Below are 11,773 nucleotides of genomic sequence, written 5' to 3'. Positions count from 1 at the left end.
CGGTTCCCTCCGCCGGGTGCCGCCGGAGGTCAGTCCTCCTCGATCAGCCAGGTGAGGATGTCGGGCAGCGCGTGCAGGGCGTCGAAGTGGGCGGCGGCCGGCTCCAGGACGGCCGTCGCGCCCGGGATGCGTTCGGCGAGCCAGCGGGAGTGGCCGACCGGTGAGAACACGTCCTTCACGCCGTGCCAGAGCAGCACCTCGCCGGTGATGTCGGCGGGGTCGAAGCCCCAGGGGCCGCAGAACGCGAGCGCGTCGTCGATCCATCCGTACGCCGAAGTCCGCAGCGCCTCCTGGTAGTTGCGCAGCAGCATGGACCGCACCCCGGCGTCCTTGACCACCATGCGGTCGGCGTGGGTGAGGTCGCGGCGCAGCTCGTCCAGGAGCTGGATGGGGTTCCGGCGTATCTCGTCCGAGCGCGGGATGAGCCGGGCGGCGAACTCCTCGGGGTTGACCGACGCGGTCGTGAACTCCTCCACGTTGTAGGCGGTCATCCCGTCGAACCAGTCGAGCCCGGCCGCGTCCCGGGGCGCGAGCGTGACCAGCGCGGCGGTCCGGGTGACCCGCTCGGGCAGCAGGGCGGCGCACGCCAGTGCGTGCGGGGCGCCACCGGAGCGGCCGACGACGGCGAAGCGTTCCAGGCCGTAGCTGTCCGCGATCGCCTTCACGTCCTGGACGACATCGGCGACGCTGCGGCCCTCCAGCCGGTCGGAGCCGCCGTAGCCGGGCCGGTCGTAGGCGATCAGCTGCATCCGGCGCTGGTAGAGCACCATGCCGCGGGGTGCGGGGCCGAGACGGCTGCCGGGGGTGCCGTGCAGCAGGAAGACCGGTCTGCCCCGCGGGTCCCCGAAGCGCTCCACCGTCAGATGCCGCCCGTCGGCCGCGCGCACCCGACCGCGCACTCGTGCCCCCTCCGTTAGTGGGTCGCGATACCGATCGCCGGGACCGTCCTCGTACCGCCCATACCGGTTGTCGGATACAGGCATCGACTGTTGCGGCATTCCCCTCCCGCCCGCGTTTTATCCATTCAGTGGAGTGTGACCGGGACTCCCCCTGGGACGGAAGCGGAGTTACCGTCGAAGTACACGTCCGATTCGGACCCTTGGGGGCCGTGATGGTCGAGGCATTGGTGGCGACGGCTGTGGCCGTCGGATCCGCCGGCATCGTGTATGTGATGGCGGCGGCCCGGGTCGTCAAGCAGTACGAACGCGGTGTGGTCTTCCGGCTGGGCAAACTCAGGGGATCGGTGCGCGGCCCGGGCTTCACCCTGATCCTTCCGCTCGCCGACCGGCTCCACAAGGTGAACATGCAGATTGTGACGATGCCCGTCCCGGCGCAGGACGGAATCACCCGCGACAACGTCACGGTCCGGGTGGACGCGGTGATCTACTTCAAGGTGGTAGACCCGGCCGACGCCGTCATCCAGGTCGAGGACTACCGCTTCGCGGTCTCCCAGATGGCCCAGACCTCACTGCGCTCGATCATCGGCAAGAGCGACCTCGACGATCTGCTCTCCAACCGCGAAAAGCTCAACCAGGGCCTGGAGTTGATGATCGACAGCCCGGCCATGGGATGGGGCGTGCAGATCGACCGGGTGGAGATCAAGGACGTCTCGCTGCCGGAGACGATGAAGCGCTCGATGGCCCGTCAGGCCGAGGCCGACCGTGAGCGCAGGGCGCGGGTGATCAACGCGGACGCGGAGCTCCAGGCGTCGAAGAAGCTGGCCGAGGCGGCCGGGGTGATGTCGAAGGAGCCCGCAGCCCTCCAACTGCGGCTGCTCCAGACGGTGGTGGCGGTGGCGGCCGAGAAGAACTCGACGCTGGTCCTGCCGTTCCCAGTGGAGCTCCTGCGGTTCCTGGAGCGGGCGGCCCCGCAGCAGGCCGTGTCGGCGCCTGCGACGGATGCTCCGGCGGCGGATGGGCCTTCGGCGGATGTGCCTGTGGTGGACGCGCCTGCGGTGGACGTGCCCGACCTGGAGGCTCCTGGAGCGCAGGCCCATTCAGAGCTAGGAATAGAAGCTCCACCAGCGGAGCCACCTTCGATTCCATGATTGCGGACGGATCCGCACCCGTGAACACCCCACCCGGTCGGTCGGCCGCGTCTGCGCGTGTGGGGCGGGCCGGAGACGTTGGGGACGCTCAGGCGCCGGTCCCTGCCCCGCCCACCGCACCGACTTCGAGCGGGTCGCCCCCCGCGCGCTCGTCCTTCTTGCGCAGCCCGGCCATGACCAGGGTGACCACGGCCCCGCCCACCGCCCAGGCCGACAGCACCAGGAGCGGGCCGGTGACCGCGTTGCCCCGGAAGTACGCGATGGAGCGCGCCACCCAGGTGCCGGCGCCCGGGGGCAGCGCCGGGCCGATCGCCTTCCAGAACGGTGGCAGCAGCGGATACGGATAGGCGCCGCCCGCGCTCGGGTTGCCCAGGACGACGACGACCAGGATCGCGAGGCCGATGCCGATGATCCCGGCGAGGCCCTGGAAGGCCAGGGTGGTGGCGCCGACCGCGAACACCACCAGCGCGCCCAGGCCCGCCAGGCCCGGATAGCTGCCCGGCAGCGCGCCGAGCACCGGCCCGATGATCAGCGCGCCGAGCAGCCCGGCGGCGATCGAGTACACCGCGAGCGCGGCGAGCCGGATCACTGCCCGCTGGGTGTTGGCGGGCCGGGCGCCATGGCTGATCGCCAGGATCGCGGCGCACAGATAGCCGCCCACGCACCAGCCGACGACCAGGTAGAACGAGGACAGGCCCCGGGCGTCGTCCCGGTGGGCCGGGGCGACGTCGACCACCTTCACGGTGCGCTGCTCGGCCTTCTCGATCGCGGTGACGACCAGCTCGACGGCCTGGGAGAGGGACGCCCCGCCGCCACCCGCGACGAGCAGGGTGTCGGTGGTGGACCTCGGGTCGACGATCAGCGCGCCGTCGATGTCGCGGTCGCGCAGCTGCCGGGTGGCCGCGGCCAGGTCCTCGACCGCACGGGCGTCCAGCGCGCCGCCGGGGATCGCGTTCAGCCGCTGCACGGCCTGTGCGCTGATCTGTGCGGGCGCGACCACCCCGAACGGAACGTCCTTCGGCTTGGGGCTGTGGAAGGCCCCGGCATAGGACGCGATGAACGCGACCATCAGCCCGAGCACGCCGGTGACCAGCAGCGCGGCCCGTACGGTGACGGCGCTCTTCACCTCGTCGACGAACGTCATGCCCCTCACCCTCCGGGGCGCGGCAGGGCGGCGCAGTCGGGGCTGGTCCGAACGGCTGACTGCCCCCGGGGGGCTGGTCGCGCGCACTGACCGCTCATTCATCCATCGTACGTACGTTCGAAAATTGGTCTATGGTGAAGGAGAGGAAAGTGAGAACGATTGGTCCAGGAGGTGCGGGTGCCCGGTTTCACGCATCTGCGCACCGTTTCGGGTTACTCCCTGCGGTACGGGGCTTCCCACCCGGAACGGCTGGCCGAGCGCGCCGCCGAACGGGGGATGGACGCACTCGCTCTCACCGACCGGGACACCCTCGCCGGCGCCGTGCGCTTCGCCAAGGCGTGCGCCGCCGCGGGGGTGCGCCCGCTCTTCGGCACCGACCTCGCCGTCCCGGAACACCTTCTCGAACAAGCGAAGGGGCAGGCGAGAGGGGCCTCCGCCGCCCGGCGTCCGCGCACCCCGGTGCGGGGCGGCGCCTTCGTCGACGAGTCGGCGCCGCGCGCCACCTTCCTCGCCCGGGACGGCGCCACCGGCTGGGCGGAGCTCTGCCGACTGATCACCTCCGCCCACATGGCCGCAGGACCGCCCGTCCTCTCCTGGTCCGCGCTGCCCGCCGACGGACTCACCGTGCTGCTGGGACCCGCGTCCGAGGTGGGCAGGGCGCTCGCGGCCGGGCGCCAGGACCGGGCCGCGCACCTCCTCGCGCCGTGGCGCGAGCTGTACGGCGACGCCCTGCGCCTGGAGGTCGTGCACCACGGGCGCGCGGGCACCGGGCCCGGCTCGCTGCGGCTCGCCGCCCGCACCCTCGGCCTCGCCGCCGAACAGGGCGTACCGGCTGTGCTGACCAACGCCGTGCGGTACGCGGACGCCGGGCTCGGGCCGGTCGCCGACGTCCTGGACGCGGCCCGCCGGCTCGTCCCCGTCGACCCGCGCCGGGGGCTGGACAGCGGCGAGCGCTGGCTCAAGGACCCGGCCGCCATGGCCCGCGCCGCCGACCGGGTCGCCGAGGCCGCCGGGTTCCGCCGGGACGCCGCGCACCGGCTGCTCGCCACGACCGAGGAGACCGCCGCCGCGTGCCTGGTCGACCCCCGGGGGGAGCTGGGCCTCAAGACGTACAGCTACTTCCCCGAGCCCCATCTCGTCGGCGCCGCGGACCGCACCCCGCAGCGGGTCCTCGCCTCCCGGGCCGCCGCCGGCATGGTGCTGCGCGGCTACGACACCGACCGCACGTACTGGGAGCGGATGCGCCGGGAGCTGGACGTCATCGCCTTCCACGGCTTCGCCGCGTACTTCCTCACCGTCGCCCAGGTCGTCGACGACATACGGGAGATGGGCATCCGGGTGGCCGCGCGCGGCTCCAGCGCCGGGTCGCTCGTCAACCACCTCCTCGGCATCGCCCACGCCGACCCCGTCGAACACGGCCTGCTGATGGAGCGCTTCCTGTCCACCCGGCGCTATGTGCTGCCCGACATCGACATCGACGTCGAGTCCGCCCGCCGCCTCGACGTCTACCGCGCGATCATCGGCCGCTTCGGCACCGAACGGGTCGCCACCGTCGCCATGCCCGAGACCTACCGGGTCCGCCACGCCGTACGCGACGTGGGCGCCGCGCTGTCCATGGACCCGGCCGAGATCGACCGGATCGCCAAGTCCTTCCCGCACATCCGGGCCCGTGACGCCCGCGCCGCGATGGCCGAGCTGCCGGAGCTGCGCGAGGTCGCGGCGGAGCAGGGGCGGCACGGGAGGCTGTGGGAGCTGGTCGAGGCGCTGGACGGGCTGCCGCGCGGGATCGCCATGCACCCGTGCGGAGTGCTGCTCTCGAACATCACGCTGCTGCGCCGCACCCCGGTGGTGCCGACCAGCGGCGAGGTCCCCCAAGGCCTTAAGGGCCAGGGAGGTGCCCCCATCCCCATGTCCCAGTTCGACAAGGAGGACGTGGAGGACCTCGGGCTGCTCAAACTGGACGTCCTCGGGGTACGGATGCAGTCGGCGATGGCGCACGCGGTCGCCGAGATCGGCCGCACCACCGGCCGGAGGCTGGACCTCGACGACCCGCGCCAGGTGCCGCAGGGGGACCTGCCGACCTACCGGCTCATCCGCTCCACCGAGACGCTCGGCTGCTTCCAGATCGAGTCGCCGGGCCAGCGCGATCTGATCGGGCGGCTGCAGCCCTCGACCTTCCACGACCTGGTCGTGGACATCTCGCTCTTCCGGCCGGGACCGGTCGCCGCCGACATGGTCCGGCCGTTCATCGAGGCGCGCCACGGGCGGGCCCCGGTGCGCCACCCGCACGAGGACCTGGCGGACGTACTGGGGGAGACCTACGGCGTGGTCGTCTTCCACGAGCAGCTCATCCGGATGGTGGCCGTACTGACCGGCTGCGACCGGGCCGAGGCCGACCAGGCCCGGCGTGCCCTCTCCGACCCCGAGTCGCAGGAGAAGATCCGCGTCTGGTTCGCCGCGCGCGCGGCCGAGCGCTCGTACACGCCCGAAGTGATCGACCGCACCTGGGAGATCATCAAGGCCTTCGGCTCGTACGGCTTCTGCAAGGCGCACGCCGTCGCGTTCGCCGTGCCGACCTACCAGTCGGCCTGGCTCAAGGCCCACCACCCGGCCGCCTTCTACGCCGGGCTGCTCACCCACGACCCCGGGATGTACCCCAAGCGTCTGCTCCTCGCGGACGCCCGGCGGCGCGGGGTGCCCATCCTGCCGGTGGACGTGAACCGGTCGGCGGCCGCCCATCGAATCGAACTGGTGTCCAGATCCCGGATCTGGGGGCTCCGGCTCGCGCTCGCGGACGTCCAGGGGATCAGCGAGGCCGAGACCGCCCGGATCGAACAGGGGCAGCCCTACTCCTCGCTGCTCGACTTCTGGCGGCGGGCCAGGCCGAGCCGCCCCGTCGCCGAACGGCTCGCCCAGGTCGGCGCGCTCGACGCGTTCGGCGGCAACCGGCGCGACCTGCTGCTGCACCTCGCCGAACTCCACCGCGCCCAGCGGGCGGCCGGGTCCGGCGGCGGCCAGCTCCCGCTCGGCGACGGGCGGCGGACGGCCCGAGCCGGACTGCCCGACCTCGACGAGGCGGAACGGCTCAGCGCCGAGCTGGGCGTCCTCGGCATGGACGCGTCCCGCCATCTGATGGTGGATCACGAGACGTTCCTGAAGGAGCTGGGCGTGGTCTCGGCCAAGCGGCTGCGGGACGCCGGGCACGGCGAGACCGTCCTGGTCGCGGGCGCCAAGGCGGCCACCCAGACCCCGCCCATCCGGTCCGGCCAGCGGGTCATCTTCACCACGCTGGACGACGGGACGGGCCTGGTCGACCTCGCCTTCTTCGGCGACAGCCACGCCGCCTGTGCTCATACCGTCTTCCATTCCTGGCTCCTGCTGGTACGAGGGGTGGTGCAGCGGCGCGGCCCGCGCAGCCTCAGCGTGGTGGGCGCCGCGGCCTGGAACCTGGCCGAGCTGGTCGAACTCCGCCGCGAGGGCGGCCTGGACGCGGTATCCGCCCGTCTGTCGACCCCGGCGCCGGTGCCGGTGCCCGACGGCGAGGGGGCGCCCGGGGAGGAGCCCGACGGCGGACGCCGTATCGAACTGCCCACGGGGTACCAGCTGAACCCCTGGGCCGACCTCCAGCCCCCCGGCGAACGGGCCGCCACCGGCCGGAAGTTGTGGCACCAGAGCCCGGGGAGCGCGGGATGATCCTCTGCGTTCGATTCCATGCGCCTCCTGTGGCTCCGGTGCCTGAAGGGTCTGCTGCCGGTGGTACGGGTACGGGCGGTGGGTGTGAGGCCGCGCTCCCCGCGCTGCTCGCGGTGCTCGGTGGCCTCACCCCGGTCGTCCAGGCGCTCCCGCCGGACGCCGCGCTCGTCGATGTGCGGGGCGCCGAGCGGTACTTCGGGTGGAACGCGGCCCAGCTCGCCTCCGTCATCCGGGTCAGGGCGCTCGCCCACTGCGGAGTGGACTGCACCATCGGGGCCGGGCCCAACCCCATGCTGGCCCGGATGGCCGCCCGGGGTGCCCGGCCGGGCACGACCCTGGCGCTGTCCCCGGACGAGGTGACGGAGTTCCTGGCGGACAAGCCCGTCGCCGCGCTGGACGGGGTCGGCACCGCGACCGCCCGTACCCTCTGCTCGTACGGGCTCGACTCGGTCGGCAGGGTCGCCGCTGCCCCGCTCGCCACCTTGCAGCGGATCGTCGGGGCGCGGTCCGGGCGCGAGCTCCACGAACGGGCCCGAGGCATCGACCGCACACCCGTCGTGCCGAACGCGGCGGCCCGCTCCCTCGGTGCCGAACGCTCCTTCCCCCGCGACGAGTTGGACCCCGACCGCCGACGCCGTGCGCTGCTCTCCCTCACGGAGGAGCTGGGTGCCCGGCTGCGCGGCACGGAGCAGGTGTGCCGCTCCCTGACGCTCACCGTCCGGTACGCCGACCGGTCCACCACCACCCGTGGCCGCACCCTGCGCGAGCCCACGGCCCACTCCCCGGCGCTCACCGCGCTGGCGTACGCGATCCATGAGTCGCTCGGCCTCCAGCGAGCCCGTGTCCGGGGCGTCTCCCTGCGGGCCGAGGGGCTGACGCCCGCCCGACTGGCCTCCCGGCAGCTGACGTTCGACCCCACGGACGACCGGGCCCGCCGTATCGAGGCGGTCGCCGACCGTGCCCGCGCCCGCTTCGGCCCGGCCGCGATCGTCAGCGCGGCGACGGCAACCGGACCGGGGGCAACCCCCGTCGGCACCGCGACACCCCCCGGCACCCTGGCCGACGCGGCCTGAGCGCGGTCCGGTTCGGCCACGCCGGGGCCGGGCCGCGACCTCGCCCCGTTCCGTTCCGTTCCGTCCGTAAGGGTCCCGACGAGAGAGCTGAGCGCGAACAGCGACAGACACGGCAGTTGGCAGTTTTTACTGACGCGTAACTTCACTCTCAGGCTACTGGTGCGTAATTTGGCGAGCGAACAGCACTTGTGGTCCGGATCACAGGGTGTGTCCCCCGCAACTCCCCTTGAGCCGCAAGGAGATCGCTCGATGCTGTCCTGGAAGCCCCGCCGCGCCTGGAAGCACCTGCTCAGACCGCTGGCGGCGGTGCTGCTCGCCGCCGCGGCCACCGCAGTTCCCGCCACCGCCGCGCACGCCCGGTCCGCCCCCAGCAGCGGCTGGAACAACTACTCCTGCAAGCCCTCCGCCGCCCATCCCCGCCCCGTCGTCATGGTCCACGGCACCTTCGGGAACTCGGTCGACAACTGGCTGGCCCTCGCCCCGTACCTCGCCCACCGGGACTACTGCGTCTTCTCCCTCGACTACGGCCGGCTTCCGGGCGTACCGCTCTTCAACGGTCTCGGCCCCATCGACAAATCGGCCGAACAGCTCGCCGGTTTCGTAGACAAAGTGCTCGCTGCGACCGGCGCCCCCAAGGCCGATCTGGTGGGGCACTCCCAGGGCGGCATGATGCCGCGCTGGTATCTGAAGTTCCTGGGCGGCGCCTCCAAGGTGAACACCCTGGTCGGCATCGCGCCCGACAACCACGGCACCACCCTGCTCGGCCTCACGGCGCTGCTGCCCTACTTCCCCGGCGCCGGGGACCTGCTCAGCCTCGCCACCCCCGGCCTCGCCGACCAGGTGGCCGGGTCGCCGTTCCTGGCCAAGCTCAACGCGGGCGGCGACACCGTTCCCGGAGTGCGCTACACCGTCATCGCCAGCAAGTACGACGAGGTGGTCACCCCGTACCGCTCGCAGTTCCTGAACGGACCCGATGTCGACAACGTCCTCATCCAGGACAAGTGCGCCCTCGACCTCTCCGAGCACGTGGCCATGGGGCTCGTCGACCGCATCACCTACCACGAAGTGGTGAACGCGCTCGACCCCGCGCACGCCACGCCCACCACCTGCGCGTCCGTCATCGGCTGAGCCCACGCTCCCCGTAGACGGCAAGGGCGAGGCCCCTTTACCCGCGAAGTAGGTTGAAGGGGCCTCGCCTTGTGGGGTGTGGCGGGTGGATCAGCGGCCGTGGCGGCCGCCGGCCGGTGCGGCCTTGCGGCGGACGGTCAGGAAGAGGAACGCGGCGCCCGCGGCCAGGGCGGCCGCACCGCCGAACGCGAGGTACGGGGTGGAGCTGCTCCCGCCCGTCTCGGCGAGGTTCTCGGTGCGGACCGAGCCGTTCTGGGCCGGAGCCGCGGCCACACTGTCGGTCTGCGGCTGGTTGCCGGACTGCTCCTTGCCCGCGCCCTGCCCGCCCGGCTGCCCGCCGCTCCGCTTCCCGCCCTTGTCGGCGGCCTGCTGCGCCGGTGCGCCCGCGCCCGTACTCGCGTCGTCGTCGCCGTGGCCGTGGTGCTCCACCGTCGACTTGGAGGCACCCTCCTCGACCTGCTGCCGGGTCGGCGCCGAGGCCGTCGGGGCCGGGGCGGATCCGGTGCCGCCGCTGTCCTTGCCGAACACCACGTCGGAGCAGGTGTAGAAGGCCTCGGGGCTGTCCGAGCGCTGCCAGATCGAGTAGACGAGGTGGCGGCCCGACTTGGCGGGCAGGGTCGCGTCGAAGACGTAATCGCCGTTCCGCATCGACGGGTTCGTCACCTTGGCGAACGGCGCGGACTCCAGGTCCGACCACTTCAGCGGCTTGGTGGGGTCGTAGCCGTCCTTGGTGACGTACAGCTCGAACGTGCCCTTGTGGGGAGCCGTGCCCTTGTAGTGGAAGGCGTGGCGCCCGGCCGTCAGCTTCGTGGACGGCCAGTCGGCGCGCGCCAGGTCGAGGCCCTTGTACTTGTCGTTGCCCGCGCTGCAGAGCTTGCCGTCGGGGATGATCTGTTTCGACTTGCCCGCCGCGTTGGCGATGTTGACCGCGTTCCAGTCGTAGAACGCCTGGGTCCCACTGGCGGCGACGGCCGCCTTGCAGGCGGCCGAGCGGGGGCTCTCCGGCCCCTCGGCGTAGCAGGCGGAGACCCGGCTGACCGGATCCGTCATCGAGCCGTGGGCAGCGGCAGGACCGGCCGCGAGCCCGGTCAGCGCGAGCGGCGCCATGGCCAGGGCGGCGACGGTGGCGGCCTTGCGACGAGCGGTCATCGTGACGTTCTCCTTCGGTGCTGCACAGGGTGGGCGTGGAGCACGCTAGCCGCCGAGAACCGCGAAATCGGCTGCTGGGAGCGGGTGATGGCGATCTTTATGGTCGCCTTAAGGACCGACTGAGAGACGGTTAAGAAGGGGCCGCCCCGGGCCGGGAGGCGGCGGCCCCACCGGGCGCGAGGCGGGCCGTCCCGGGCACGAAAGCGGCCCGTCTCGGACATGAGGCGGGCCGTCCCGGGTCGTATCGCGCGCGTTCTACTCGCGTACCAGTCGAGTCGCGTACTAGTCGAGCAGCGCCGTGAACTTGCCCAGCTTCGCCAGGAGTTCCAGCTCGTCCAGGGCCTGTACGGCGCGGGCCGCCGCGTCCGGGTCGTGGTCGGCCAGGCCGCTCTCGGCGAACTCGTCCTCGTCCAGGCGGAGCACGGTGCCGCCGTCGGCGGAGATCCAGAGGTCGAGGTCCAGGTCCTCGACGACCACCGCTCCGTCGCGCACCACGGCGGGGCGGGTGATGTCGCAGTACCAACCCTTGAGCGACGCGTCGGCCGCCCGTACCTCCTTCACCGCGTACCAGCGGTCCCGCCAGTAGTGCTCGGTGAAGACGTCGCCCGGCTCGAAGCGTACGAAGCCGAAGTCGCGGACGCCGTCGGCCGCCCAGGGGGCGCGGACCGTGAGCCGGACGCCGTCGTCGGACACCACGGACGCCGGGTAACCGATCTTCGTACGGCCGGACTTGACCAGGGTGACGGTGAGGAGGGAGCCGGGCTCAGCCGAGTTCGCGGACATAACGTATCTCCGTAGCGCAGGTTTCGTAGGGACCAGTTGTTGATCGCCGGCATCAGGCCGTTGGCGGCGTCGTTGCCGGCGTCGTTGGCGGTGAACGCATCGGTGCGGTCGGCGCCGCGGTCACGGTGGCCGCGGTGGACCTGGACGCCGAGGAAGGCCTGTCCGGACGGTCACGGTCACGGAGTCGGACGTTATGCGTGGGGGCACGGCGGGTGCCTCCCATTTTCGCCCCGGGCGGGGGAGGGGCAGAATCGGTGTGTGACCCTGAAGATCGTCATTGACCAGGAAGCCGCGAGCGCGCCGTACGAGCAGCTGCGGGCCCAGATCGCCGAGCGGGCCAGGGCGGGGGTGCTGCCCGTGGGGTACAAGCTGCCCACGGTGCGCGGCCTCGCCGAGGAGCTCGGGCTCGCCGCCAACACCGTGGCCAAGGCCTACCGCGCGCTGGAGGCGGACGGGGTGATCGAGACGCGCGGCCGCAACGGCACGTTCGTCGCGGCGGCGGGCGACGCGGCGGAACGCCGGGCCGCGGCGGCGGCCCGGACCTACGCCGTGGAGGTGCGGCGCCTGGGACTCAGCCGCGAAGCGGCGCAAGCGGCGGTGTCGGACGCGGTGCGAGCGGTGTACGGCGACTGACGACCAGCCTTCGGCCGCGAGCCGCAATCTTCGGCCGCGAGCCGCAATCTTCGGCCGCGAGCCGCAATCTTCGGCCGCGAGCCGCAATCTTCGGCCGCGAGCCGCAATCTTCGGCCGCGAGCC

General features: G+C 72.5%; 9 protein-coding genes. 5 read left to right on the top strand and 4 right to left on the bottom strand.

The annotated features are described in order from the left end of the window. Nucleotides 1–29: 29 nt before the first annotated feature. Nucleotides 30–899, bottom strand: coding sequence for an alpha/beta fold hydrolase (locus ACZ499_RS33745; protein ID WP_468680173.1), 870 nt, complete (start codon nucleotides 897–899; stop codon nucleotides 30–32). A 212-nt stretch (nucleotides 900–1,111) separates the two neighbouring features. Between ACZ499_RS33745 and ACZ499_RS33740 the strand changes: the two genes are divergently transcribed. Beyond that, on the top strand, nucleotides 1,112–2,047 hold the full coding sequence (locus tag ACZ499_RS33740; RefSeq protein ID WP_468680251.1) for a slipin family protein: 936 nt from the start codon (nucleotides 1,112–1,114) through the stop codon (nucleotides 2,045–2,047). 88 nt (nucleotides 2,048–2,135) lie between these two features. Here the strand turns inward: ACZ499_RS33740 and ACZ499_RS33735 are convergent, their stop codons facing one another. Then, complete coding sequence (locus ACZ499_RS33735; protein WP_468680171.1) at nucleotides 2,136–3,191, bottom strand: ABC transporter permease; 1,056 nt, start codon at nucleotides 3,189–3,191, stop codon at nucleotides 2,136–2,138. 177 nt (nucleotides 3,192–3,368) lie between these two features. Here ACZ499_RS33735 and ACZ499_RS33730 point away from each other — a divergent pair, with 177 nt between their 5' ends. The 3 genes from ACZ499_RS33730 to ACZ499_RS33720 all read left to right on the top strand — a co-directional run bounded on the left by ACZ499_RS33730 (nucleotide 3,369) and on the right by ACZ499_RS33720 (nucleotide 9,085). Then, on the top strand, nucleotides 3,369–6,884 hold the full coding sequence (locus ACZ499_RS33730; RefSeq protein WP_468680169.1) for a DNA polymerase III subunit alpha: 3,516 nt from the start codon (nucleotides 3,369–3,371) through the stop codon (nucleotides 6,882–6,884). Continuing rightward, complete coding sequence (locus ACZ499_RS33725) at nucleotides 6,881–7,957, top strand: DNA polymerase Y family protein (RefSeq protein ID WP_468680167.1); 1,077 nt, start codon at nucleotides 6,881–6,883, stop codon at nucleotides 7,955–7,957. Before ACZ499_RS33730 ends, ACZ499_RS33725 begins: the two co-directional genes overlap by 4 nt. Before the next feature lie 249 nt (nucleotides 7,958–8,206). Then, complete coding sequence (locus ACZ499_RS33720; protein ID WP_468680165.1) at nucleotides 8,207–9,085, top strand: esterase/lipase family protein; 879 nt, start codon at nucleotides 8,207–8,209, stop codon at nucleotides 9,083–9,085. Nucleotides 9,086–9,175: 90 nt separating this feature from the next. Here the strand turns inward: ACZ499_RS33720 and ACZ499_RS33715 are convergent, their stop codons facing one another. Together ACZ499_RS33715 and ACZ499_RS33710 are read right to left on the bottom strand one after the other, a co-directional pair. After that, nucleotides 9,176–10,234, bottom strand: a complete 1,059-nt coding sequence (locus ACZ499_RS33715) for a lytic polysaccharide monooxygenase auxiliary activity family 9 protein (RefSeq protein WP_468411979.1) — start codon at nucleotides 10,232–10,234, stop codon at nucleotides 9,176–9,178. Between the two features lie 282 nt (nucleotides 10,235–10,516). Beyond that, the gene (locus ACZ499_RS33710) at nucleotides 10,517–11,017 is read right to left on the bottom strand and encodes a ribonuclease FAU-1 family protein (protein WP_468680163.1); all 501 of its coding nucleotides are present in this window, start codon (nucleotides 11,015–11,017) and stop codon (nucleotides 10,517–10,519) included. Nucleotides 11,018–11,275: 258 nt separating this feature from the next. On the opposite strand from ACZ499_RS33710, the gene ACZ499_RS33705 reads away from it, so the two are divergent. Further along, nucleotides 11,276–11,650, top strand: coding sequence for a GntR family transcriptional regulator (locus ACZ499_RS33705; protein WP_468680161.1), 375 nt, complete (start codon nucleotides 11,276–11,278; stop codon nucleotides 11,648–11,650). Nucleotides 11,651–11,773 lie beyond the last annotated feature (123 nt).

The organism is Streptomyces sp. NPDC031265 (assembly GCF_055570295.1).
Note: the sequence above shows the minus strand (reverse complement) of the source record. Positions and strands in the feature narration are given on the sequence as shown.